Source organism: Frigoribacterium faeni (assembly GCF_007988805.1).
Lineage (GTDB): Bacteria > Actinomycetota > Actinomycetes > Actinomycetales > Microbacteriaceae > Frigoribacterium > Frigoribacterium faeni.
This window is the reverse complement of the sequence record NZ_BJUV01000007.1, coordinates 56,813-81,874: the sequence shown is the minus strand read 5'-3', so window position 1 is coordinate 81,874 and position 25,062 is coordinate 56,813. Positions and strand designations below refer to the sequence as shown.

At 72.4% G+C, this 25,062-nt stretch carries 22 protein-coding genes; 6 read left to right on the top strand and 16 right to left on the bottom strand.

The annotated features are described in order from the left end of the window. Positions 1-2 precede the first annotated feature (2 nt). Together FFA01_RS05055 and FFA01_RS05050 are read right to left on the bottom strand one after the other, a co-directional pair. Positions 3-1,259, bottom strand: a complete 1,257-nt coding sequence (locus FFA01_RS05055; protein WP_146853627.1) for a nucleotide sugar dehydrogenase — start codon at positions 1,257-1,259, stop codon at positions 3-5. A gap of 92 nt (positions 1,260-1,351) precedes the next feature. Continuing rightward, entirely contained in the window at positions 1,352-1,765 is a 414-nt protein-coding gene (locus FFA01_RS05050) for a DUF3151 domain-containing protein (RefSeq protein ID WP_146853625.1), read from the bottom strand. Between the two features lie 104 nt (positions 1,766-1,869). On the opposite strand from FFA01_RS05050, the gene FFA01_RS05045 reads away from it, so the two are divergent. After that, the gene (locus FFA01_RS05045; RefSeq protein WP_146853623.1) at positions 1,870-3,846 is read left to right on the top strand and encodes a glycosyltransferase; all 1,977 of its coding nucleotides are present in this window, start codon (positions 1,870-1,872) and stop codon (positions 3,844-3,846) included. Here FFA01_RS05045 and FFA01_RS05040 read toward each other — a convergent pair. Then, positions 3,827-4,438 carry a TrmH family RNA methyltransferase gene (locus FFA01_RS05040; RefSeq protein WP_244289702.1) on the bottom strand — a complete coding sequence of 204 codons (612 nt, stop codon included), beginning with the start codon at positions 4,436-4,438 and terminating at the stop codon, positions 3,827-3,829. The two genes, FFA01_RS05045 and FFA01_RS05040, sit on opposite strands and share 20 nt — an antisense overlap. A gap of 176 nt (positions 4,439-4,614) precedes the next feature. On the opposite strand from FFA01_RS05040, the gene FFA01_RS05035 reads away from it, so the two are divergent. Beyond that, positions 4,615-5,427 carry an HAD-IIA family hydrolase gene (locus tag FFA01_RS05035; RefSeq protein WP_146853619.1) on the top strand — a complete coding sequence of 271 codons (813 nt, stop codon included), beginning with the start codon at positions 4,615-4,617 and terminating at the stop codon, positions 5,425-5,427. 70 nt (positions 5,428-5,497) lie between these two features. On the opposite strand, the gene FFA01_RS05030 is transcribed toward FFA01_RS05035, so the two are convergent. The 5 genes from FFA01_RS05030 to pyrE form a co-directional block, all read right to left on the bottom strand. Beyond that, positions 5,498-6,535 carry a ketoacyl-ACP synthase III gene (locus FFA01_RS05030; protein ID WP_146853617.1) on the bottom strand — a complete coding sequence of 346 codons (1,038 nt, stop codon included), beginning with the start codon at positions 6,533-6,535 and terminating at the stop codon, positions 5,498-5,500. Continuing rightward, complete coding sequence (locus FFA01_RS05025; RefSeq protein ID WP_146853615.1) at positions 6,532-7,203, bottom strand: acetyltransferase; 672 nt, start codon at positions 7,201-7,203, stop codon at positions 6,532-6,534. Before FFA01_RS05025 ends, FFA01_RS05030 begins: the two co-directional genes overlap by 4 nt. Beyond that, entirely contained in the window at positions 7,200-7,427 is a 228-nt protein-coding gene (locus FFA01_RS05020; RefSeq protein ID WP_146853613.1) for a hypothetical protein, read from the bottom strand. The genes FFA01_RS05025 and FFA01_RS05020 overlap by 4 nt, the downstream gene beginning before the upstream one ends. Before the next feature lie 146 nt (positions 7,428-7,573). After that, a complete protein-coding gene (locus tag FFA01_RS05015) occupies positions 7,574-9,973 on the bottom strand; it encodes a septum formation family protein (protein WP_167627292.1) in 2,400 nt (799 codons plus the stop codon). Next, positions 9,970-10,530, bottom strand: coding sequence for an orotate phosphoribosyltransferase (pyrE, locus tag FFA01_RS05005; protein ID WP_146853609.1), 561 nt, complete (start codon positions 10,528-10,530; stop codon positions 9,970-9,972). Before pyrE ends, FFA01_RS05015 begins: the two co-directional genes overlap by 4 nt. Positions 10,531-10,630: 100 nt before the next feature. Between pyrE and FFA01_RS05000 the strand changes: the two genes are divergently transcribed. Beyond that, entirely contained in the window at positions 10,631-11,467 is an 837-nt protein-coding gene (locus FFA01_RS05000) for an exodeoxyribonuclease III (protein ID WP_146853607.1), read from the top strand. 31 nt (positions 11,468-11,498) lie between these two features. On the opposite strand, the gene FFA01_RS04995 is transcribed toward FFA01_RS05000, so the two are convergent. The 4 genes from FFA01_RS04995 to FFA01_RS04980 form a co-directional block, all read right to left on the bottom strand. Beyond that, a complete protein-coding gene (locus FFA01_RS04995; RefSeq protein WP_146853605.1) occupies positions 11,499-12,419 on the bottom strand; it encodes an AEC family transporter in 921 nt (306 codons plus the stop codon). A gap of 7 nt (positions 12,420-12,426) precedes the next feature. Further along, the gene (locus FFA01_RS04990; RefSeq protein WP_146853603.1) at positions 12,427-13,062 is read right to left on the bottom strand and encodes a nucleotide sugar dehydrogenase; all 636 of its coding nucleotides are present in this window, start codon (positions 13,060-13,062) and stop codon (positions 12,427-12,429) included. A gap of 67 nt (positions 13,063-13,129) precedes the next feature. After that, positions 13,130-13,864, bottom strand: a complete 735-nt coding sequence (locus FFA01_RS04985; RefSeq protein WP_244289699.1) for a sugar transferase — start codon at positions 13,862-13,864, stop codon at positions 13,130-13,132. Beyond that, the gene (locus FFA01_RS04980) at positions 13,857-14,996 is read right to left on the bottom strand and encodes a DegT/DnrJ/EryC1/StrS family aminotransferase (protein ID WP_146853601.1); all 1,140 of its coding nucleotides are present in this window, start codon (positions 14,994-14,996) and stop codon (positions 13,857-13,859) included. Before FFA01_RS04980 ends, FFA01_RS04985 begins: the two co-directional genes overlap by 8 nt. Before the next feature lie 145 nt (positions 14,997-15,141). Between FFA01_RS04980 and FFA01_RS04975 the strand changes: the two genes are divergently transcribed. The 3 genes from FFA01_RS04975 to FFA01_RS04965 all read left to right on the top strand — a co-directional run bounded on the left by FFA01_RS04975 (position 15,142) and on the right by FFA01_RS04965 (position 19,996). Further along, positions 15,142-16,188, top strand: a complete 1,047-nt coding sequence (locus FFA01_RS04975) for a threonine aldolase family protein (RefSeq protein ID WP_244289698.1) — start codon at positions 15,142-15,144, stop codon at positions 16,186-16,188. 58 nt (positions 16,189-16,246) lie between these two features. Further along, entirely contained in the window at positions 16,247-19,216 is a 2,970-nt protein-coding gene (locus FFA01_RS04970) for a M60 family metallopeptidase (RefSeq protein WP_146853597.1), read from the top strand. A gap of 177 nt (positions 19,217-19,393) precedes the next feature. Continuing rightward, entirely contained in the window at positions 19,394-19,996 is a 603-nt protein-coding gene (locus FFA01_RS04965) for a nitroreductase family protein (protein ID WP_146853595.1), read from the top strand. 64 nt (positions 19,997-20,060) lie between these two features. Here FFA01_RS04965 and FFA01_RS04960 read toward each other — a convergent pair whose 3' ends face one another. From FFA01_RS04960 to wzy, 4 genes are read right to left on the bottom strand one after another with little or no spacing between them, the layout of a single operon-like run. Next, a complete protein-coding gene (locus tag FFA01_RS04960; protein ID WP_146853593.1) occupies positions 20,061-21,050 on the bottom strand; it encodes a glycosyltransferase family 4 protein in 990 nt (329 codons plus the stop codon). Between the two features lie 55 nt (positions 21,051-21,105). Beyond that, on the bottom strand, positions 21,106-22,119 hold the full coding sequence (galE, locus tag FFA01_RS04955) for a UDP-glucose 4-epimerase GalE (protein WP_146853591.1): 1,014 nt from the start codon (positions 22,117-22,119) through the stop codon (positions 21,106-21,108). Between the two features lie 49 nt (positions 22,120-22,168). Continuing rightward, entirely contained in the window at positions 22,169-23,542 is a 1,374-nt protein-coding gene (locus FFA01_RS04950) for a hypothetical protein (protein WP_146853589.1), read from the bottom strand. After that, positions 23,539-24,963 (bottom strand): O-antigen polysaccharide polymerase Wzy, encoded by a 1,425-nt coding sequence (gene wzy / locus FFA01_RS04945; protein WP_146853587.1) that lies wholly within the window; start codon positions 24,961-24,963, stop codon positions 23,539-23,541. The genes FFA01_RS04950 and wzy overlap by 4 nt, the downstream gene beginning before the upstream one ends. Positions 24,964-25,062: the final 99 nt, after the last annotated feature.

Sequence of the window (25,062 nt, the reverse complement as noted above, 5' to 3'; positions counted from 1 at the left end):
GGTCAGAGGACGACGACGTGGTCGCCCGTCAGCACGTGACGGGTGTCGAACGTCGGCACGCCGTCGAGCACCGCCAGGTCGAGCCCGTCGTGGTCGGTGACGACGACGGCGGCGTCGACGTCGGCGACCACGGTCGCGCTCAGGTCGACCCGGCGGATCCCCTGCGGCCAGTCGCGCTCCGACACGTGCTCGTCGACCGCCACGACGACCGCCCCGCGACGGAGCAGGAGCTCGGCGATCCGGAGAGCCGGCGCCTCGCGGACGTCGCCGGTGTTCTTCTTGTACGCGAGACCGACGAGCAGCACGCGCGACCCGCGCACCGAGCGGGAGCAGTCGTTCAGCATCGCCTGGACCCGGTCGACGACGTGGTCGGGCATGTGCTCGTTGACGTCGTTCGCCAGATCGACGAACCGGAACGGTTCGCCGAGTTCGCGCCTCACCTGCCACGAGAGGTAGCTCGGGTCGATCGGCAGGCAGTGGCCACCCACGCCGGGCCCCGGGGTGAAGCGCATGAAGCCGAACGGCTTCGTGGACGCGGCGTCGATGGCCTCCCAGACGTCGACCCCGAGTCGATGGGCGAACACCGCCAGCTCGTTGACCAGGGCGACGTTGACGTGGCGGAAGGTGTTCTCCAGCAGCTTGGTGAGCTCGGCCTCACGGGTGCCCGACACCGGGACCGTCCGGAGGACGAGGTCGTCGTAGAACGCCGTGACCGCGGCCAGGGAGCCCTCGTCGATGCCCGAGACGACCTTGGGCGTCTCGACGAACCCCCAGCGGCGGTTGCCCGGATCGATCCGTTCCGGGCTGTACCCGACGTGGAAGTCCGCGCCCGCCTGGAGCCCGGACCCCTGCTCGAGCAGGGGGACGAGGAGGTCGTCGGTGGTGCCCGGGTAGGTCGTCGACTCCAGGACGACGAGAGCACCCGGACGGAGTCGCCCGGCGAGGGAACGCGCCGCGCTCTCGACGAACGACAGATCGGGCAGGCCCTCTCGCAGAGGCGTGGGGACGGTGACGACCGCGATGTCGAACCCGTCGCTCGCGTCGTCGTGCTCGGCCGTGGCCAGATACCGGCCCGACAGGAGAGCCCGGCGCAGCACCTCGTCGGGGACGTCGTCGACGTACGAGCGGCCGGCCCGCAGCGCCTCGACGCGGGGCACGTCGAGATCGACCCCGACGACCCGGTACCCGACCTCGACCGCTCGCATCGCCAGGGGCAGGCCCACGTAGCCCTGACCGACGACGACGACCTTGATGCTCATGCTCTCGCCCTCCCAGCGCCCTCGGATCAGGGCGCTGGGTCGATCTAAGCACAGTCGATATGGAAATCGGAGAATATTACATGAGGGCTACTTCAGCGAGGGGACTCGATGGCCTCGACGGCCGACGGGTCGGCATCCCTCAGGAAGGCGTCGAGGCGCTCGACCTCGGCCGTCTCGCCGATGGCCGCGGCCCCACGGCGGAGCGCGAAGAGCGACCGCAGAACCCCTCGATTGGGCTCGTGCGACCACGGGACCGGTCCCTGCCCGCGCCAGCCCGCGCCACGGAGCGCGTCGAGCCCGCGGTGGTAGCCGACCCGGGCGTACGCGTACGCCTCGAGATGCTCGCCCCGCGCCTCCGTCTCGTCCGACAGCAGCGCCCAGGCCAGCGACGACCGCGGATGCGCGGCGGCGACCTCGGACAGGGTCAGCGTCTCGAGATCGGCGAGGACCTCGGATTCGGCGGGGAGGAGTGTCTCGGGCACGCCGAGCAGGTTCTGGGAGGACATGCCAGCCAGGCTAACCGGCCCGCCCGACGAAGAAGCGCGACCTCTTCAGGCATTCACGTACTTCATGTAAAGTATCTCATGTTTACCGTCGATCCAGGAGGACCATGTCCGATCCGCTCGTCTCGTTCGTCATCCCGGCCATCGCCGTCGACTCCTACCTGCTCGACGCCGTCGCCTCCGCGCTCGCCCAGACCTGGACGCGCCTCGAGGTCGTCGTCGTGCTCGACGGCGCGACGGGAGGCGAGCTCGACCTGCCCGCCGACCCGCGCCTCCACGTCGTCCGGCTTCCCGAGAGGTGCGGCACGCCCATCGCGCTCAACGCCGGCGTCGCGGCCTCGCACGGCGAGCTCGTGGCCCGCCTCGACGCCGACGACCTCGCCGCGCCCGACCGGATCGAGCGACAGGTCGCCGTGATGCTCGCTCGACCCGAGCTGGTCGTGCTGGGGTCGTCCGTCACGGTCGTCGACCACCACGGCGAGCGCATCCGGCACCTGGCCGCCCCGGTGGGCGGCGACCTGCGCCGCACCCTCGTCACCCGCAACGTCCTGACCCATTCGGCGACGATCTACCGCCGTGACGCCTTCGACCTGGCGGGCGGCTACGACCGCCGCTGCATCCGCATGCAGGACTACGACCTGTGGTTGCGACTGGCTCTGCTCGGCGAGGTCGACAACCTCCCCGAAGCGCTCACCTCCTACCGGGTGCACGAGGGGCAGCACTCGCGCCGCACCCCGCCCTGGGGCGAGGCGAGCCGCACCGTCCTGGCCTCACGACGCCGGCTGGCTCGGCGGCTGGGTTCCCCGGCCGCCGCCCAGAGGATGCGCGACGCCGTCTGGACGACCGCTCAGTTCGCCCGGCACACGGGACTCCGTCGCCCCCGCTACCTGGGCCGGCCGGCGGGCGGCGACCGACGGGGGACGCTGCTCGTCACCACCTCGGACATCAGCCTCGACGTGATCTACCACGGGCAGATCCGCCACTGGGCCACCCACGGGGTCGAGCCGCTCGCGATCGCCGCGGGCGACACCGGTCGGCTCGCGGAGGTGGGCCGGCGCGAGGGCGTGGCGACCCACGCCCTGCCCCTCGCGCGCCGCCCCTCACCCGTCGACGACCTCAGGGGCCTGGTGGCGCTCGTCCGGCTGCTCGTGCGACTCCGTCCCGCCCTCGTCGTCTACGGGACCCCGAAGGCCGCCCTGCTGACCGCGCTCACCTCGGCCCTCACCCGGGTCCCCCGCCGGGTCCACGTGCTGCACGGCCTACGCCTCGAGACCCAGACCGGGGCGGCACGGCGGGTCGGCCTCGCCGTCGAGCGTCTCGTCGCCCGCGTGTCGACCGAGACCGTCGCCGTGAGCCGCCCGCTGGTCGAGACCTGCCGGGAGCTCGGCATCCCGATCGACACGACGACGGTCCTCGGCGAGGGCTCCGTGGGCGGCGTCGACGTGGCCCGCTTCGCCCTGGCCGCTCGCGACGACGGGCTGCGGGCCGCGCTCCGGGCTCGGCACGGCATCCGCGACGACGAGCCCGTGATCGGCTTCGTCGGACGGATCACCGCCGACAAGGGGATCCCGACCCTCGTGGCGGCGGTCGAGGCCCTCCGGGATCGCGGTCTCCCGGCGCACCTCGTCCTGGTCGGGCCCGACGAGGGCATCGTCGAGCTCCCCGCTGCGACCCGGCGCCTGCTCGACGGCGAGGGATTCCATCTGCACGGTCCGGCCGAGCACGCGACCGAGGTCATGTCCGGCTTCGACGTGTTCTCGCTGCCGTCCCGCCGGGAGGGCCTCGGGACGGTGGTGCTCGAGGCGAGCGCCTCGAGCGTGCCCGTGGTGGTCAGCGACGCCCCGGCCCTCACCGACGTCGTCGAGCACGGCGTCACGGGCCTCGTCACCCCGCGGGACGACGTCGACGCCCTCGCCGACGCGCTCGAGGCGCTGCTCGTCGACCGCGAGCGCGCCGAGGCGATGGCAGCCGCGGCCCTCCGGTCGGTGGGCGAGCGGTTCGATCAGGCCGACGTCTGGCGGCGAGCGACGGAGCACCTGCTCGGGCACCTCGAAGCCGCCGGCGTCAGAAGCGGTGCCGCCTGATCCAGGCGTGCATGACGACGGCGGCGGCGGCCGAGGCGTTGATGCTGCGGGTCGAGCCGAACTGCGAGATCTCGAGCGTGGCGTCGGCGGCGGCGACGGCCTCGTCGCTGAGCCCCGGCCCCTCCTGTCCGAACAGCAGCACGCACCGCTCGGGCAGGTCGTACGTCTCGATCGGGACCGAGCCCTCGACGTTGTCGACCGCGAGCACCGGCAGGCCCTCGTCGCGCGACCATGCCAGGAACGTCTCGACGTCGGGATGGTGCATCACGTGCTGATAGCGGTCGGTGACCATCGCCCCGCGCTTGTTCCACCGCCTCCGGCCGATGATGTGCACCGTGTCGGCCGCGAAGGCGTTGGCGCTGCGCACGATCGACCCGATGTTCATGTCGTGCTGCCAGTTCTCGATCGCCACGTGGAACGGGTGACGGCGCTCGTCGAGATCGGCGACGATCGCCTCCATCGTCCAGTACCGGTATCGGTCGACGACGTTGCGCGTGTCGCCCTCCCGCAGCAGGTCGGCGTCGTACCGGTCGCCCTCGGGCCAGGCGGACTCGCCTCCCGGCCAGGGGCCGACGCCGTGCGTGGCGAGCACCGGCTCCGCCTCGGGCGCCGCACCGTCCGGGCTCGCGGTCGGTTCGGGGGCGTCGTCCTGGGGCACCTGACCAGGGTAGGGGCTCCGCCGTTCAGGAGGCGCGCCTCCCGACCTCCTGCACGGTGCGCCGGGCGGGCGCGCGAGGGGCGACCAGGGCACGTCAGTAAGGTGTGGGCATGGCAACCCGCGACGAAGTCGAATGCTGGCTCACCGACATGGACGGCGTGCTCGTGCACGAGAACCACGCGCTTCCCGGCGCTGCCGAGCTGATCCAGCAGTGGCAGGACGAGGGCACGCCCTATCTCGTGCTCACCAACAACTCGATCTTCACCCCGCGCGACCTCGCAGCGCGCCTGCGCGCGTCAGGGCTCGACGTGCCCGAGGAGCGCATCTGGACGTCGGCGCTCGCGACCGCCGACTTCTGCCGATCGCAGATGCCGGGCGGGTCGGCGTTCGTGATCGGCGAGGCCGGCATGACGACCGCGCTGCACGAGGCGGGGTTCATCATGACCGAGACCGATCCCGACTACGTCGTCGTGGGCGAGACCCGCAACTACTCGTTCGACGCCATCACGAAGGCCGTGCGGCTGATCCGCAACGGCTCGCGGTTCATCGTGACGAACCCCGACGCGACGGGGCCGAGCGCCGAGGGCGTCCTGCCAGCGACCGGGGCCATCGCGGCGATGATCCAGGCCGCGACGGGCAAGTCGCCCTACGTGGTCGGCAAGCCGAACCCGATGATGTTCCGTTCGGCGATGAACCGCATCGGGGCCCACAGCGAGAACACGGCCATGATCGGCGACCGGATGGACACCGACATCATGGCGGGCATCGAGGCCGGCCTGCACACCATCCTCGTCATGACGGGCATCAGCGACCAGGCGGAGATCGAGCGGTATCCGTTCCGGCCGAACGAGATCCTGCAGGGGGTCCACGAGCTCGTCCGGGCCGAACCCGTCGAGTCCGACGTGGTGCCGTCCGAGGTCTGACGACCGGCCGACGAGATGGCCCCGCCCGGCCGGCGGGTCCGGGCGCGGAGGCCGTCGGGCACCCCTCGGATCAGAGATCGACGACGACCGCGCCCCACGACAGCCCGACGCCGAAGCCGACGAAGACGACCTTCTGACCGGGAGCGATCTGCCCGTTCGCCAGGGCCGCCTCGAGAGCGATCGGGATCGACGACGACGTCGTGTTGCCCACGTCGCTCATCTCGACGACGAAGCGCGCCGGCTCGACGCCGAGCTTCTTCCGCAGGGTCTCGAGCATGAACGCGTTCGCCTGGTGCAGCACGAAGGCGTCGACGTCGACGATGCCGACCCCGGCTCGGTCGAGGGATCTGCGGACGACGTCGGCCACCACCCTCAGCGAGAAGGTGAAGACCTCGGCGCCGTTCATGTAGAGGTCGTGCCCCGTGGGCTCGAGTCCGCGCGCCTCGGGCATGGCCGCGGGCGCGAACCCGGACGCGTCGGCCAGGCCGCCGCCGGGCACGATGAGATGCTCGGCGCCCGAGCCGTCGGTGCCGTAGGCGAAGCCGGTGAGGGCCGGTGAGGACGCCGACGCCGTCACCAGGGAGGCGCTGGCGCCGTCGCCGAAGATCGTGCGCAGCTGCCGGTCGGCCGGGTTGAGGTAGCGGGTGAGCGTGTCGCTGGTGAGGAGCAGGACCGTCGTCGCCTGACCGCTCTCGATCAGCGCCTTGGCCAGGCCGAGGGCGTAGACGTAGCCGGAGCAGCCCATCGCCAGGTCGAGCGATCCCGCCGACGCGGGCAGGCCGAGGCGGTCGTGCACGAGGCACGAGGTCGACGGCATCGCGAAGTCGGGGCTCTGGGTGCAGAGCAGGAGGTAGTCGATCGAGTCGCGGTCGATGGCGTTCTCGGCCAGCAGCCTCTCGGCCGCCGCGACCGCGAGGTCGGACGCGGTCTCGCCGTCGACCACGTGGCGCCGGTCGATGCCGGTCTTCGCCGCGATCCGGTCGACGACCGCGGGAGCGAACTCGCGATTCAGCTGCGCATTGTCGACGACGGTCGGCGGCACGTACGACGCGACGGCACGGAGAGCCGCGTACGGGGCGGGAGCCGAGGAGGCGCGGGTCGGGGTCATCGTGCGGCTCCGGTCAGGAGGGTGGCGGGCGTGCCGAACACGGTCGTGCCCGGCTTCACTCGTCGGAGGACGACGCTGCCGGCCCCGACTCGGGCGTCGGCGCCGACCTCGACGCCGGGCACCACGATCGCGCCGCAGGCGACGAACGCCCCGTCGCCCACCGTGACGTCGCCGAGGAGCTGCGACGCGCCGTTGAGCGTCACCACGTCGCCGACCGTGACGTCGTGGCCGAGGACGGCCGCGGTGCTGAGCCACGCATGCCGTCCGACGACCACGTCGGTGGAGACGACCACGAACGGGTAGACGACGGAGCCGGCGCCGATCGACGAGCCGGGCAGCAGCACCGCGGTGTCGTGGACGAACGTCGTGAACCGCGCGCCGACGGCCTCCAGCCGTCGGACCACGGCGGTCCGGGAGCGGGATCCGCCGATCGTGCAGAGGACGATGTCGCGGTCGGCGGGGCGGTAGTCGTCGACGGTCGAGACGACCGGAGCGGGAAGACCCGGACGGTCGACGACGTCGTCGACGAAGACGATCTCGACGACCTGCTCGGCCTCGACGAACCGGGGCGACGAGCGGACGAGCGCGTGGACCTCGCGCCCCGCTCCCCCGGCGCCGACGAGGACGAGACGACGCCCCCCGCGGGTGGGCGCGGAGTCCACGGTCACGCGCCGACCGGGCTGGTCAGCGCCTGGACGTCGGCGAGGGTCACGCAGCGCCCGAGCGCCGCCGCGTCGACGATGACGCCGCACACGGAGTCCGCCTCGGCGATGAACATGGCGCTCGAGAGGGAGTCCCAGCCGATGTCGGCGAGACGATCGGTCATGCTCAGCGCGCCGGGTTCGGCGTCGACGAGATCGGTGGCCAGGGTGAGCAGATCGGTGTCGTTCATGTGTCCTCACGAGATCGGGAGGCGCGTCTGCGCCCGTCTCTCATGCTACCCGTGACACTTGTATTTCACAATATCAATCCTCAGTTTCTGGCCGAGGAGACCAGGAGGACGGTGGCCGGGAGGACGGTGGCCGGGACCCTGTGCCGTCAGGCTCCCGGAGCGAGGTCCGAGGTGAAGGGCTCGCCGCTCGATCGGTCGACGAAGCAGGCGTACGACGTGTCGCCGCTCGCCCACTCGGTGTCGGACAGCGGGTAGTTCGCCGCCACCTCGATGTCGCGGTAGTCGGCCGCCGCGGTGAGATCGAGCGCCTCGGGCGACGAGCAGAGCGTCGAGAGACGCGCCTGCAGGGCCTCCGCGCCCGGGTAGTCGGCGTCGTCGAGCTCCCCGACCACGGTCACCTGAGCCGCGTGCGGCTGATCGCAGGCGACGACCTCGTACTCCTGCTGCCAGGCGTCGGCGGCCTCCGCGAGGCACTCGCCGCCCCGCAGGTCGCTCCACGGGTGCGTCCCCGCGGCGAGCGGGCCGGTGGGCTGGGGAGCGGCCACCTCGACGGGGACCGCGGTGACCGTCTGCGTCACCACGGCGGCGGCGGGCTCGTCGACCGCGTCGGCCGCCGTCGACGTCGCGAACGCGGCCCGGCTCAGGAGGAAGACCGCCACGAGGGCGAGCACCACGACGACGGCTGCGGCGACCGCCAGCAGGACCTTGCGCTCGCGAGGCCAGTTCTCGATGCCGCCACCCGAGGAGGCGCGGTGCGGGGTCGATCCCGCGCCGCGCCTCCTCGGACCGGTCGGCCCGGCGGCGTCGTCGGTCGCCCCGTCGGGAGCGGACACCGACAAGCCCGGGAGCTGGTCGGCGCCCGCCTCCGACGACCGGGGCCGACTCGAGGACGGCTCGTGACCGGTCAGGGGCACGGGCTCGGCATCGAGGGCGGACCGCGCGCTCACCGGAAGGACGGACGTCGCGGCGTCGTCCACGGGCTCGTCGTCGAGATCGGCGTCGGCCGTGGAGAGAGGAGGGAGAGCGGACTCGTCCGCGGGCGCTCCGGTTCCGGGGTCGAGGTCGGCGGACAGCGACCAGGAGCCGCTCGGCATCGGCTCGGCCTCGACGGCGGGCTCGGGCTGACGGACGATGCCGAGGATCTCGGTGAAGGTCGGCTCATGCTCCGGCTCACGGTCCGGGCCGGCGGTCGTGCCGTCGACCGGGTCGGTCGCACCGGATGCCGGCTCGGCGGGCGGACCGGAGGCGGGCGGAGCGACGGCGGGCGGGGGAAGCTGGCCGGCCGCCTCGGCGAGACGCCGCTCGCGACGGGTCATCTCGTGATGCTCCTCGACCCACCAGGGGTCGGCCGCGGACGTCGCCGCCTGACCGGGCGCGGGCTCGGGCTCGGGCTCGGGGACCACGACCGCCTTCTCGGGATTCGTCGACGACGTGTCGGGAACGGGCTCGACGGCGACCGGCAGGGGGACCTCGGAAGCGGGGTCGACGCGGTCGGCGGGCGGCGCCTCCCCGGCTGCCGCGAGCTCGGACTCGTCCCGTGGCTCGTCGGGAGGTGCGGGCGCCGGGTCGCGCTCGGAGTCGGCCGCGGCGGCGTCGTCAGTCGGGTCGGGGTCGCGGACCGGGTCGGGGTCGCGGACCGGGTCGAGGTCGCGGGCCGGGTCGGGGTCGTCGGCGGGGAACTCGAACGCACGGGTCTCGACGGCGGGCGTCACGACATCGTGGGCCAGGGTCGGCGGCAGGGCGTCGGCGGTTCCCGCGCCGAGATCGGCGGGGACGGGAGGAGGCGCGAAGGCGAAGGGGTCGCGCTCGGCCTCGGATTCGGGCTCGGGCTCGGCCGGAAGCGCGTTCCAGTCGAAGGTCCGCGGCTCGGCCGAGATGTCGGCGGCCGCCGCAGGCGTCGTCAGGATGGCGGTGAAGGGGCCGGGCACACGATCGTCGCCGTCCGGGTTCCGATCCGGCTCGGAGGCGGGCGACCCCGGGGCGCCGGCCTGGTCGTCGACGACGTGCTCGAAGGCCTGCGTCGGCTCCCCCGATGCCGGCGGCTCCTCGGGCCGCGACGGCTCGGCGGCCGGGTCCGGCACGGCCGGGTCCGACACGACCGGACCCGTCACGTCCGAACCAGTCACGTCCGGGCGCGGCGCGTCCTCCGACGGAGTCGGCGGCGCCACCGCATCGTCGGCGCCCATGGCGGCACGCAGAGCGGTGAGGTCGAGAGCCATGGGATGCCCCGAGCTCCGGGGGACGTCGGACTCGGGGGTCGGTGCGGGAGGCACGGCGAGCGGAGGCTGCGGAGCCTCGCGACGCGGCACGACGGGGACGACCGGGACGGCCGGCCGCGGATCGACGACGGGGGCCTCGGCGGTGCGCGGTGCTCCGGCGCGCGGAGCTGCCTCGTCGAGGTCGTCGTCGTCGGCGTCGGCGTCGGCGTCGGCGTCGGCGTCGGGATCGAGGTCGGCGTCGGCGTCGGGATCGGCGGCGGAGAACTGCGCGGCGAGCCAGTCGCTCGGGTCGCGGTCGGCCTCGTCGCCCCTCGGATCGCCACTCACGGCCGCAGCCCCAGGTCGTCGAGCCCGATCGCCGCGTAGTAGGGGTAGCCCGCCGCCTCGATCACCTCGCGGGCGCCCGTGCTGCGGTCGACGACGACGGCCACGGCGGCGATCTCGGCGCCGACCGCCTCGAGGGCCTTCGCCGCGGCCAACGGGGATCCGCCCGTCGTGGAGGTGTCCTCGAGCACGACGACTCGTCTGCCGGCGAGATCGGGGCCCTCGACCTGCTTGCCGCGACCGTGGTCTTTGGGCTCCTTGCGGACGACGAACGCGTCGTAGTCCTCGCCGAGCGCGACGCCCTGGTGCAGGACGGCCGCGGCGATGGGGTCGGCGCCCATGGTGAGCCCGCCCACCGCGAAGACGTCGGGGACGTCGGCGATGAGGTCGACCATCACCCGGCCGATCAGGGGCGCGACACGGTGGTCGAGGCTGACCTTGCGGAGGTCGATGTAGTAGCTCGCCTTCTTGCCGCTCGTCAGGGTGAAGTCGCCGTGGAAGACGGCTTCGGAGCTGATGTAGTCGATGAGCTGGGTGCGTGCGTCGGTCACGACCCCCATGGTACGACAGAGCCCTCCACAGCCTCCCGGGGCGGGCTCCCGCGCTCGGCGACGAGGCGGGTGGGGACCGGCACCGCGCCTCCCCGGTAGCGTGGCCGCCATGCGAGTCGCCACCTACAACGTCAACTCCGTCCGCGCCCGAGTGGGGCGGGTCGTCGACTGGCTGGTGCGCGAGGACATCGACGTCGCGGGCCTCCAGGAGATCAAGTGCAAGCCCGAGCAGTTCCCGTTCGACGCCTTCCGCGAGGCGGGATACGAGGTCGAGCTGCACGGCCTCAGCCAGTGGAACGGCGTCGCGTTCGTCAGCCGTCTGCCCATGGAGGACGTCGAGATCACGTTCCCCTCGCAGCCCGGCTTCGCGAAGGGCCACGACGGGCCCGACCAGCCCAAGGAGGCCCGCGCCATCGGCGTCACGGTCGAGGGCGTGCGACTGTGGAGCCTCTACGTGCCGAACGGTCGCGAGCTCGACGATCCGCACTACGCCTACAAGCTCGACTGGCTGGCGAAGCTCGCCGCCGAGACCGAGGGCTGGCTGGCCGAACGGCCCGACCAGCCCCTGGCCCTGATGGGCGACTGGAACGTCGCTCCGCTCGACACCGACGTCTGGGACCTCTCCGTGTTCGAGGGCCACACGCACGTCAGCGCACCCGAACGCGCGGCGTTCACGCGCTTCGAGGAGATCGGGCTGACCGACGTCGTCCGGCCGCGCCTCCCCGAGGGCTACACCTACTGGGACTACAAGCAGCTGCGGTTCCCGAAGAACGAGGGGATGCGGATCGACTTCATCCTCGGATCGGCCGCGTTCGCGGATCTCGTCACGGCCGCCGCGATCCACCGCGACGAGCGCAAGGGAGACGCGCCGAGCGACCACGTGCCGGTGGTCGTCGACCTCGACCTCGAGACCGAGCTCGACGACGACCGTCCGATGATCTTCTGACGATCATCCGGCGGAGGGCGCGCGGACGGCGCTATGCCAGCAGGGCCGCGATGACCACGAGCACCGGCACGGCCACGATCGTGGTCACCAGGACGGTGTCCCGCGCGACGACGACGCCCGTCTGGTAGCGCTGGGCGTAGTTGAAGACGTTCTGCGCCGACGGCAGACCGGCCAGGACGACCGCGACGAAGAGCTCGTGCCCGTCGAACCCGAAGACGAACGCCCCGAGGAGCCAGGCCACGAGCGGCATGACCACGAGCTTGAGACCGGTCGCCAGGGCGACGTCGATCCGGCCCTCGCGCGCCTGCAACGGGCGCGAGCCGTGCAGCGACATGCCGAACGAGATCAGGACGATCGGCACCGCCGCCCCGCCGATCAGCGCGAACGGCTGCAGGACGGGGTCGGGGATCTCGATCCCCGTGACCGCGACGACCACCCCGAGCGCCGAGCCGATCAGCAGCGGGTTCGTGAACGGCCGGGCGATCGTGCGCCCCAGGCTGCTGCCCCGGTTGGTCGCCGTGTCCATGACGGCGAGCACGATCGGCGTGAGCACCAGCAGCTGGAAGAGCAGCACGGGAGCCACGAAGGTCGCGCTGCCCAGCACGTAGGTCGCCACGGGGAGACCGATGTTGTTCGCGTTGACGTACGCACCGCCCATGGTGCCGATGGCCGTCTCGGCGGCGCTGCGTCTCAGCACGAATCTCAGCACGACGATCGAGATGACGGCGGCGGCCAGGGACGCCGCCGCCGACACGACGAGGAGGCGCGAGAACAGCAGGTGGACGTCGGCCTGCGAGATCGTCGTGAACAGCAGGCACGGGGTGAGCACGAAGAAGACGATGCGGGACAGGACGTGGTGCCCCTGGGGACCGAGCAGGTCGATGCGGCCGACGACGTAGCCGGCGGCGATGACCGCCCCGATGATCCCGAACCCGATCAGCACTCCGCCCATGCACCCATCATGGTGCAGGCCGCCAACGAGGCGGTGCCGGATCGACGTGCACGGTGGTGTCTGCGAGGTCGGCGTAGAGCGCGGTCACCTTGGCCAGCGACTCGGGGTCGATGCCGGAGACGAGCGTGGGCGTCGTCCGCAACGACCGGACGGACGCGGTCGGATCGAGGCGCTCGGGGCTGAAGCCGACGGAGAAGTCGCGGCCGGCCGAGAGTCCGCTCCCCTGCTCGAGGAGGGGCACGAGCACCTCGGCGGTGGTGCCGGGCGGCGCCGTCGACTCGAGGACGACCGTGGCCCCCCGTCGCAGACCGAGGGACAGCGAACGGGCGGCCGACTCGAGGGAGCCGAGGTCGGGCACGGAGTCGCGCAGCTCGATCGGCACGGTGACGACGGCGAAGTCGAAGCCGTCGATCCGGCCGAGATCGCCGTCGACGGCGTAGCGGCCGGAGTCCCGCGCGGCGCGCACGACGACATCGGGCACGTCGTCGACGGCGGAGGCGCCCTCCCGGGGCGCGGCGACCCGCGACGGGTCGATGTCCACGCCGAGGACGTCGAAGCCGGCCTCGACGGCGCGCATCGCGAGGGGGAGGCCGACGCGGCCCTGTCCGACGACGATCAAGCTGGGGTGGGAGTCGATGAGCATTCGGGCCTCTCGATGGGTGACGTGTTCGACGGAGGTGTCGACCGCCGGTCGCGGGCGGGCGGCGGGTTCAGCGGCGTTCCGCCGGGGACACCGAGGGAGACCGCTCCGACGCCGGGGCCGGCTGATCGGACGCCCCCTGGAACTCGGTCATCGTCGCCGCCCCCTCGGCGGTGATGCCCTCACGACGGAGCACCACCCGCACGGTGCGCAGGACGATCCAGGCGTCGAGGAACGGCGACGCCTCGTCGACGTACCGGACGTCGAGGGCCAGACGGTCGTCCCAGCCGAGGGAGTTGCGGCCGGCCACCTGCGCCAGCCCGGTCAGCCCGGGCGCGACCTCGTGCCTCCTCGACTGCTCCGGGGTGTACCGGTCGAGATAGAGGGGCGGGAGGGGACGGGGGCCGACCAGGCTCATGTCGCCGACGACCACGTTGAACAGCCCGGGCAGCTCGTCGAGGCTCGTGGACCGCAGCAGCCGTCCGAACGGGGTGAGCCGGTCGGCGTCGGACACGAGCCCCCGCGACTCGTCTTGCGCCAGCATGCTGCGGAACTTCCACAACCGGAAGACGCGACCGCCGCGGCCCACGCGCTCCTGCCGGAAGAAGACGGGCCGCCCGAGCCTCGCGGCGACGGCCAGGGCCGTCGCCAGCATGACCGGGGCGAGCACGACGAGGGCGGCGACGGCGAGCACGAGGTCGGCGGCCCGTCGGAGGCGGACACCGGCGCGGCCGGGACGACGACCCCGCGTCGGCAGCACGCGAGGACCCTGGGGCCCCGAGGAGGAGCGGGTCGTCTCAGCCACGGACGCCCGCCTCGTCGAGGGCGGACTCGAGACGGCCGCACACGCAGTCGAGATCGTCGTCGCCCAGCGCGGACCCGCTGGGGAGGGTGAGTCCGTGTCGGAAGAGCTCCTCGCCGGCCCCGGTGACGTGCCGTCCGTTCGACCGGAAGACGGGCTGCAGATGCAGGGGCTTCCAGAGCCGACGGGTCTCGATGTCGTCTGCGGCGAGCGCCGCCCCCACGGACGCCACCACCGCCGGATCGTCGAAGACGACCGAGGTCAGCCAGGCGTTGTCGGCCGCGTCGAGGCCGTCGTCGTGCAGGATGCGGACGCCGTCCCGCCCGTTCAGGAGGGCGCGGTACCGGTCGCGGACGCGATGACGGCGCGCGATCATCGAGTCGAGCCGACCGAGCTGGGCCCGTCCGAGGGCGGCGAGGATGTTGCTCAGCCGGTAGTTGTAGCCGATCTCGGCATGCTCGTAGTGGGCCACCGGCAGTCGGGCCTGGCTGGCGACCCGACGAGCTTCGACGGCGATCTCGGCGTCGTCGGTCAGCAGCATGCCGCCGCCCGAGGTCGTCATGATCTTGTTGCCGTTGAAGGACACGGCCGAGGCCCGGCCGAACGAGCCGGCCGCTCGACCACCACGGGCGGCCCCGAGCGACTCGGCGCTGTCGCACAGCACGGGCACGCCGTGCGCAGCCGCGACGTCGAGGATGCGCTCGAGGTCGGCCACACGCCCGTAGATGTCGACGGGCACGACGGCGGAGACGACCCGGCCGGCGGCGGCGAGCCCCGTCAGCGCCTCGTCGAGCAGATCGGGGCAGAGGTTGCCGGTGTCGGGGCGGCAGTCGACGAAGTAGGGGGTCGCGCCGGCGTGGACGGCGGCGTTGGCGGTGGCCGCGAACGTGAACGTCGACGTGACGACGAGGGATCCGGGTGCGACCCGGAGGCCGCGGAGCCCCAGGTGGAGGGCGGCCGTGCCGGACGAGAGTGCGACTCCGTGTCCGACGCCGACGCGCTCGGCGACCTCCCGCTCGAAGGCGTCGACCTCCGGACCGAGCGGGGCGACCCAGCCCGAGCGCAGGGCCGCGTCGACGGAGGCGCGTTCGGCGTCGCCGACGTCGGGTGCGGACAGATGGATTCGAGTCGTCATGGGTCTCCCGGATTATGTGACATTCGGATATTACACCTGACGTACACTCATGTCGAGAGCGTGGACGATCCGATCGTCGGCGTCGATCACGTCGACCCCGCGGAGGAGTCGTCGGATCAGGACGGCGTCCGGCAGAATCGAGCCCGTGACGCGCCTCCACGACCCCTCAGCCCATTCGTTCGCCTCCGACAACTACGCGGGCGCCCACCCCGAGGTGCTGCAGGCGATGCTCGACGCCAACGGCGGGCACGTCGGCTCGTACGGTGCCGACCCCTACACCGAGCGGCTGGCCGAGGTCGTGATCGAGACGTTCGGCGAGGGGACCTCGATCGACCCCGTCCTGACGGGCACCGGCGCGAACGTCGCCGCCCTGCAGGCCCTGACGCCCCGCTGGGCCGCGGTGATCTGCGCCACGACCGCGCATGTCTACACCGACGAGGGCGGGGCCCCCGAGCGGCTCGGCGGCATCAAGCTGCTGACCGTGCCCACCCCCGACGGCAAGCTCACGCCCGAGCTGATCGATCGCCAGGCCTACGGCTGGGGCGACCAGCAGCGACCCCAGCCCCTCGCCGTGACGATCACCCAGAGCACCGAGCTCGGAACGGTCTACACGCCCGACGAGATCCGCGCGATCACCGACCACGCGCACTCCCTGGGCTTGCGCGTCCACCTCGACGGAGCCCGTCTGGCCAACGCCGCCGCCTCGCTCGACGTCTCGCTCCGGGCCCTGACCCGCGACGCCGGCGTCGACTCGGTCTCGCTCGGCGGCACCAAGAACGGCCTGGTGCTCGGCGAATCCGTCGTGACCTTCACCGAGGAGGCGCGGACCGGTCTGGTCTTCCTCCGCAAGATGGACGCGCAGCTGGTCTCGAAGATGCGGTTCGTCTCCGCGCAGTTCCTGGCGATGCTCGACGGCGACCTGTGGCGGCGATCGGCCGCGACGGCGAACGCGATGGCCACGCGTCTCGCCGCGGGCCTCGCGGCCCTGCCGGGGATCGCGGTCACGCAGGCCGTCGACGCGAACGCCGTGTTCGTCACCCTCCCATCGGAGATCGTCGAACCCCTCCGCTCCGTCCACCACTTCTACGACTGGAACCGGGCGACGGGCGAGGTGCGCCTGATGTGCTCGTTCGACACCACCGAGGACCACGTCGACCGATTCCTCGCCGACGCACGAGCGCTCCTCTCCTGACAGATTTGTATTTCACATGTGACGTGTTTATGATGATCCCTCACCGTGAGGAGTCATCATGTCCGCCGTCCCGTCCCTCCCGTCTCGCCGCTCGGCCGGCACCGGCCGCACCACCGCCTCAACGCCACGACGCCCCGGGCTGAAGCCCCTGCTGACCGCCGCGCTGATCATCCTGCTCGTGGCGCCGCTGGCGACCGATCCGGCGACGGCCACGCCCGCCGGAGACGCCCCGTCGGCGGTCCCCGCGGCGGCTGCCGCCTCGATCGACGCCGTCCCCGGCGGACCTCGGTCCACGGACATCCGCCTGAGCGAGGACGACGCCTCCACCACCGTGCTCATCCACGGGATCGGATCCGCCGCGGCCGAGCAGGTGCGCGAGAACCGCTCGTACCGGCACAGCGACCTGCAGCCGACCGCTCGCTTCGCCCGAGCGGGCGATCGGCTCACGATCACCGTGCCCGACGGAGCGCCGCGCATGACGGTCGGCATCGGCCTGACCGGTGTCTACGCGGCGCACAACGGCGGTGTCGAGAAGGGACTCTGGCGAGCGGACCTCCACCCCGGGACGAACGAGCTCACCGCGCCGCAGGACGGCATGGTGCATCTGATCAGCACAGCCGACGGCGGTTCCGCCGACGTCGTCGTCGTCGGCGGAGAACCCGTGCCGGCTTTCGTGCAGGGGCGGACGACCACCGCACAGCTCCACTCCGAGATGGACCGTCTCGCCTCGGCCCCGTTCGTGCAGATCGTCGGAGATCGCTTCTTCGGCGACTTCCAGAAGCCGACGACCGGCCCGTACATCGCCGCGGCCGACACCGCGCTCCGGGTGTCCGAACTCGACGACTTCATCCGCATCACGAACGACACGTACGGCCTGTCCGACGACGGCACGGGCGTCGCCCGCAAGGCTCCGCACCGGATATACATCGCCTCCGCCGATTCGAGCAGCGGCTACGCCAACGCCTCGAACGATCGCATCATGTTCCAGGTGAGCTCCGGTGCGGCAGCCGATCTCTTCCGCTCCCCGCGTTGGGACCAGTGGGGCTTCTGGCACGAGGTCGGTCACACCTATCAGACACCCACGTTCAACTGGAACGGCCTCGGCGAGGTGCTCGTCAACCTCTCGGCGCTGCACATCCAATCGGACTACGGCTGGACGACGAGGCTCGACGGGCAGGTCGCCGCCTACGACCGGATCTTCGCCGAGCCCGTCGACGACCGGGACTTCCAGGCACAGGGAAGCGTCTGGGGCCGCCTGTTCTTCTTCGACCACCTGCGCCGCGCGTTCGGCGACGACTTCTACCCGCGGGTGAACCAGGAGCTGCGCGTGCTGAAGGCGCGCGGTGAGCGTGTGCCCACGACGGACGAGCAGAAGCGTCAGCTCTTCGCCGCCACGACCGCGCGCGTCGCCGACCGCGATCTCCGGGAGTTCTTCCGCCAATGGGGCATCCCCCTCAGCGCGGAGACCGAGGCCGCCATGGCCCGGCTTCCCGAGCTCGAGGAGCCGATCTGGCTGAACCGGCTCTCGGGCGAGCTGATCCGCGAGTACGAGACGCCGGCCTACAGCATCCCGCAGGGCCCGCTCTCCCCCGTCGGGGAATCGGTCACGGTCGGCCAGCGCCGACTCGCATCGATCCCCGATCTCTCCGGGCTGAGCAGCTCGGACGGCGTCGGCACCGTCGATCTCGCCGATCACTCGATCCGCGCCGTTCGCCCGGGGACCGGCGTGGGGGCGGTCGATGTGACCGTCGTCAACCACGCCGGGGTGCGCGAGTTCTACACGACCCCGGTCACCGTCCGGGCCGGTGACTCGTTCCACTACGTCGGGATCAGCGGCCGCGACATCGCTCGCCTCGCCTACGCCCCCGCCACGAGCGAGCTGCGCCTGTTCGCCTCGTCGGGCTACCCCGCCCATGATTACTTCCCCGGCCAGGAGTACGTCGGGGCGACGGTCTACGACGAGCGCGGCGACGAGAGGGCGTCGTTCTCGGTGCAGGGCCAGCAGACCGCTCACGCGGCGGCCGCCGCGTTCGACGGGACGACGGTCGGCGACGGCTGGTACGTCGTCGTCCGCCACCGCGAGGCGAGCACCCGTCTGGTCTGGTGGGCCGACGACGTCGAGCAGCCGCGCAGCACCGCGACGACACGCACGCTCCGAGTCGACGGCTCGAGACTCGTCGAGGCGTCGTCGGTGCCGGGCACGGGAGCGACCTCGACGACGGCGACCGGAGCCGTCGGTCGGACGACCGGCCTGGCCCGCATCGAGGTGAGCCCGGCCCGTCACGGCATCATCACCGTCGACGCCCCCGCCGGCACCGCCATCGCCGACGTCCAGGTCCGCCGAACGCGGGACGATCACCGCTGGACCGCCATGGACTACTCGTACGACGACGACCGTCGCACCGTGACCGTGACCAACAGGACCGGCGCGGGCACGATGACCTTCGGGCCGGGCGCGGACAACTACCTCGCCGTCTCGTTCGCCATCGACCCCGACGCTCCCGCCGATGCGGAGCTGAGCGACGGGTGGGCGGCGATCACGTCGCTCGACGGATCGACCCTGCTCGCCAGCACCCCGATCTCCGTCCGGACCGACCGGGTCGAGCCGATCACGGCCGTCCCCGCCGACGGCACGGTCGCTCTGACTCAGGGAGGCACGGGCGAGGTGCCGTTCGCCGTCCAGATCCGTCCCTCCGTCGAGTCGCTCGCCGGCGCACTCGAGCTCACCGCGCCCACGGGCACGCGCTTCGCCGACCATCAGGAGGCGCTGGTCACCGAGCTGCGCCGGCCCGGCGGCGAGTGGGTCGCCACCGACGCCATCGTGGTCGACGGCGCCGTCCGCAGCGACTCCGGCGCCACCCTCACGTTCACCGTCCGCTCGACCAGCGGTCTGGGCCTCCCGGCGGGGACGCAGCTGCGCTGGGCCCCCTCGGTCACCGTGCCGCGGGACCTGCCATCCGGGGGCGGCTCCCTCGACTGGGTCCTGACCGGCACCGTCGACGGGGCGACCGTGACCGCCCGGAGCTGACCGCGCCTCCTCGGGGAGGGCCGGTCGACCCGGGCGGACGGGTCGCTCCGACCGGCCGAGGCGCGGGAGGGCGCGGTCGAGACGACGGGAAATACTCACGGCGGATCGCGTGTTGCGATGACCGTGGCCCGACGTCGCGCCCGACCGTGTCCGTCCCTCCCCCAGAAAGCCGGCTCCATGTCGATCTCCGAGTCCACCCTCCCCTCCACCGTCCGCACCGCGGAGACCGCCGCCCCGATCGTGCGCGAGCTCGAGACCCGCTGGAGCCCGCGGTCGTTCGACCCCACCGCCACCGTGAGCGACGCGCAGATCGACGCTCTGCTCGAGGCCGCGCGCTGGGCGCCGTCGGCCAGCAACACGCAACCGCGTCGGTTCGTCGTCGCGCGTCGCGGCAGCCACCACTTCGACACCGTCGTGGGCGCGCTCATGGGCTTCAACGCCGCGTGGGCCGTCAACGCCTCCGCCCTGATCATCGCGATCGCCGAGACCTCCTCCGTCGATGGCGACGTCCGCGCCTACGCCGAGTACGACCTCGGCCAGGCAGTGGCCCACCTGAGCGTCCAGGCCCAGGCCGAGGGGCTGCACACCCACCAGATGGCCGGCGTCGAGTGGGACACCATCGTCGCCGCATTCGACCTCGCGGAGAACCTCAAGCCGATGACCATCACCGCGGTGGGCGTCGTCGACGCCGCCGACAAGCTCGTCGAGGCCCTCGCGGAGCGCGAGGTCGCACCGCGCACGCGCCTGCCCCTCAGCGAGCTCGTGCTGGCGCGCGACTGACCGGCGGCCCGTCGGATCGGTGACGACCCGACGGGCTCTCCGTGGCCGTCGCCGTCACGTCGCCTCAACCGAGGAGGCGCGCGTAGAGGTCGAGGTGGGCGGCGACCATCCGCTCGATCGAGAAGCGCTCGCGCAGGGGTCCGGCGTTCTCGGCGAATGCCTCCGACACGCGCTCGTAGTCGCGCATCAGGTCGAGCGTCAGCGGCAGCAGCCCACGCACGTCGGGCACCTCGAGCAGGGGATGAGCCGCCGGCAGCTGCTCGACGACGCCGCCGACCCGGAACGAGATCACGGGCAGAGCCGAGAATCCGGCCTCGGTGACGACGGTCGGCTGCGCCTCCGTGCGCGACGCGAGCACCAGGAAGTGGGCGTCGAGCATGCGCTGCCCGAGCTCCACCCGGGTGGCCGGGCCGACGAAGCGGATCGCATCGGCCACGCCGAGCTCGACCGCGAGCCGTTCGAGCTCGGGGCGGAGGGTCTCGCGCTGAGACACCACGTCGAGCTCCACCCGGACGCCGGCCCGGCGGAGATCCGCCACGAGCCGCACGGTCAGGTCCACCCGCTTGAGGTCGATCAGCTGCCCGACCGACAGCAGACGCCAGGGCCGCCCGTCGGCCGGACGCCGACGGGGGCGGGCGGGGAAGTGCGACTGCTCGACGCCGTTGGCGATGACGTGCAGCCGGTCGCGGTCGACCGAGGAGGGCACGAGCTCGCGCTCCGTCTCGCTCATCACGACGAGCGCGTCGCTGTGCCGGTAGGCGCCCTCGAGCACGCGCTGCTGCCGACGGGACGACGGCGCCTCCGTCTTGTGGCGCGTGAAGACGACCCGGGACCGGGTCGGCGCGAGCAGGCGGACGCACGACCTCGTGAGGTGGTTGAGGTGCACCACGTCGTAGCCGCGCCACGAGTTGTGCAGCGCGGGGGCGACGGGCGTGGCGTCGACACCGGCGCGCAGCAGCCCGTCGAGGAGGAGCGACTCGCCCGACTCCTGCAGGTTGCGGGCTCGGAAGTCGTCGGGCAGGCCGAAGATCGCGGCGTCGAGGAGGACACGCATGGGGGCTCCAGTCGGGGTTCGGGTGGTGAGAAGGGGATGAGCGGTGAGCAGGGGATCAGGGCGACGGCGCGGGCGCGAAGAGGCCCTGTCGGCGCGCGAGGTCGGACCAGCGCAGCGAGTCCGCGATGCCCTCGTCGACGGTCAGCCGCGCCTCCCACCCGAGGAGCTCGCGAGCGAGGGAGACGTCGGCGAACGCGCCCGCGGTGTCACCGGCGCGGGCGGCCCCGATCTCGACGCGGGGCAGGCCGCCCGCCACCCGACCGAACGCCTCGACGAGCTCCAGGACGGTCGTGCCCTGGCCGGTGCCGAGGTTCACGGCACGGAAGGGCTCCCGCTCGTCGACGACGTCGTCGAACCGATCGACCACGAGGGCGTGGGCCTCGGCGAGGTCCCAGACGTGCACGTAGTCGCGCACCCCCGAGCCGTCGCGGGTGGGCCAGTCGGTGCCGGTGACGACGAAGGGCTCGTCCGCCCGCCAAGCCGAGATGAGCTTGCCCAGCGCGTGGCTCGGTGTCGGGACCTGCAACCCCGTGCGGAGACGAGGGTCCGCCCCGATCGGGTTGAAGTAGCGCAGGGCAACGGCCCGCAGGAGGCCGGCACCCGCACCGGCTGCGAGGACCCGCTCGATGACCGCCTTCGTGTCGGCGTACGGGCTCGGCGGCGCGAGCGGGGAGCCCTCGGCGACGACCCCGTCGGCGGGCGTGTCGTAGATCGCGGCGGAGGAGCTGAAGACGACGCGGTCGATCCCGTTTCGGGCCAGGCCCTGCAGCAGCGACACCGTGCGGGCCACGTTGCTGTCGAAGTAGCCGAACGGGTCGGCGACCGACTCGGGTACGACGATCCGGGCGGCGCAGTGCACGACCGTCGTGATGTCGGGGTTCTCGCGGACGATGCGGTCGATCAGGTCGGCGTCGGCGATGTCACCGCGGTAGAACCGGTGCCGCGCGGCGAAGACGGGGGTCCCGGTGGAGAGGTCGTCGAGGACCACGACCTCATGTCCGCGGTCGGCGCAGGCCGACGCGACCGTGCTGCCGATGAATCCGGCACCGCCGGTGATGAGGACCGTCACGACCGCCCCCGTTCGTCTGGCCCAATTCCGACCAGATCGGTAGAACAGCTCATTGTTTATTCACCTTCGATGATCGATTCGAGCCCATGAGGCTCGCGCCCCGCACCAGCGCGCAGGCGATGGCCCCGGCCGGCACGGAGAGGTACAGGAGGTATTCGGCGTCCCCCGCCGCCGTCGACACCGCCGCGAGGACGCAGAGGGACACCGAGACGACGGTGGCGGCGACGTCGCTGAGCACCCAGGCCGCGAGACGCCCCCGAGCCGCGCACACCATCGACAGGCTCGTGGCCGTCCCGCGCACGACCGCCGCGGCCAGCAGGACGACCCCAACGGCCGCGACCCCGGGGTACCGCTCGGCCAGCGGACCGAGCGCGAACCACTGGACGGCACCGGCCGCGACGGCGGCGAGGACGCACACGCCTCCGACCCACGCCACGAAGACGTCGGCCCGGAGGACCGAGCGGCCGGTCGCCGGATCGACGACCAGTCGTCCGACGAGGTTCTTGCCGAGGTACACCGGCACGAGCAGCACCAGCGCCGCGAACCGGTTGGCCACGCCGAAGGTCGCGACGGCCTCGAGACCGCCCACGGCCTGCAGCGACCAGAGCAGGACCCACGGCGCGATCTGCCCGAGGGAGGCGGCGCTCACGCCGGTCAGCGTCACGCGTCGGTCGTGCCGGGTCCGCTCCGCGTCGGATGCGGCCTCGGAGACCCGAGGGGGCGCCGAGGACGCCACCCCCGCCTCCTCGGTTCCCGGCATCGGGCGGTCCCGGCGGACCGCGCTCCCGCGCCACGCCGTGACGACCAGGGCGACGAGGGCGATCGACGCGTCGAGCACGACCAGACCGGAGGCTGCGCCGAGCGCGCCGCCCGCGAGCCCGCCGACCACCGCGAGCAGACCGCCCGCGAGTCCTCTCGACGCGTCGATCACCGCCGTGGCGACCGTGCGACCCGCCCCGGCGAGGGTGCCGACGACCGTGTCGGTCACGGTGATGCCCGCCGCCGCCGCACCGATCACGAACGCGACGCCGGCCTGCTCGGGGTGCCCGTAGACGAACGCGAGACCGACCGCGACGACCACGCCGTCGACCAGGGCGACGAGCGCGAACCAGCGCCGGCGACCACGGAGGGAATGACCCACGGCGTCGAGGACGCCGTCGGGGGCGCTCGTCGTGCCGGCACCGACCGCGACGTCGCGACGTCGAGCGGTCGAGGACGCCGCGGAGACCGCGAACGCCGAAGCGCTGAGACTGGCGACGCCGAACACGAGCGCCTGCACGAGCGAGAAGAGTCCGAACTGGGCCGGCGAGACGACGAGGGCGAGCGCGGTGAGCGCGAGGAACTGCACGCCCTTCCCGGCGAGGCCGGAGACGGCCGCCACGGCGGGGCCCGACCAGGAGGCGCGTGCGGGCCGCGCGCTCACGGCCCGACCCCGGAGGAATCGAGTCGCGCGCCCTTCGCGCGGACGGACGAGAGCCACCACGCCAGGGCCACGGCCGCCGCACCGAGGAGGCAGGTCGTGACGGTGATGCTGGCGGACTGCCGCACGGTCGCCAGCACGGCGGTGTAGACCACCCCGTACACGGCAGCCACCGTGGGCGATCCGAGACGACGGCCGTCCCATCGACCGAACAGCAGCCCGAGGGCGACGAAGAGGACGGCGGACCCGACGGCGCCGAAGTTGAGGAACGCCTCGGCCACGATCGAGTAGCCGATCTCGTAGTGCTCGACCCGTTCGCGGAGCATCGTTCCGATCAGCCTCGGGTCGACGGCCGAATAAGGGCGGTCGACACCGGCGACGAGCTCGCCGAACCGGATGGGACCGGCGACGAAGGTCTCGCCGAGGCGGGGGGACTCCCCGTTGTCGAACCAGGCCACGGTCTCGATGACGGGGCGGAGGGTCGATCCCATCTCGACCGTGGCCGCCAGCGGCGAGCCGGCGATCTCGACGAGGCCCGTCTCGGCCAGCCCTTCGTCACGGATCTGCTGCACCCCGTTGACCAGCACGAGACCGGCGACCACCGCGACGACCGCGACGACCTGACGGGGCATCGGACGCGATCGCGCCAGGACGGCCACCAGCCCGACGATGGCGTAGAGCGCCGACGAGCGCGAGCCCATCACCAGCGTGCTGGCCGCGAAGGCGCCGAAGAACGCGAGCCCGACCGTGCGGACGACGGACGGCGCACCCGCAGCGACGAGCGACGATCCGATCAGGATGCCCATGGCCCCGACGGTGAGGGACGGATTGGAGGCGATGGTCGCGTCGTAGAGCCGCTTGCCGCCCTGGCCCAGCAGGAGCTGCGGCTCCATCAGAGCGATCGTGCCGAGCACGTAGACGACCGTGGTGACCACGATCGTCGTCCCGACGGCAGCCAGGGAGGCGCCCATGCCGTCCACCTCGGGTCGGGCGGGCCACCGAGCGGAGAGGGCCGGCCCCGTCGTCCGCCGAGCCAGGAGGAGATACCCGGCGGTGAAGGCGAGCATGGCCTGCGCGACGAGCCACACGGCTCGGAGGACCTGATCGCTCGAGACGAACCAGAGCGCGACGTAGCCCACGTCGTCTCCGGGCATCTCGGCATCGAGGAGCCGGAACGCCGGAAGCGGGACGTGGAAGATCGCGAGTACGACGAAGAACATCGGACCGCCGCTCCAGAGACCGAGCGGAGCGGAGACGACGAGCACCGTCGTGCATACCGCGGCGGCGCCGACCGCGGTCGCGAAGGCCGCCGCCTCGGCCCCGACGCCCGTCGGCACCCCGTGCGCGAAGGTCCACACCAGCACCGTCGCCACGGCCAGGACGGTGGCCGCGCGGCGCGCACTCAGAGGGGTGGATACGGACATGCCCGAAATGTTAGTATGTCGCGTTCATATTAGCAATGGAAATCCGAGGATTCGTCTCTGCTCTTGTGATGCATTCTCAGTTGTGTTGGAATATCTCAT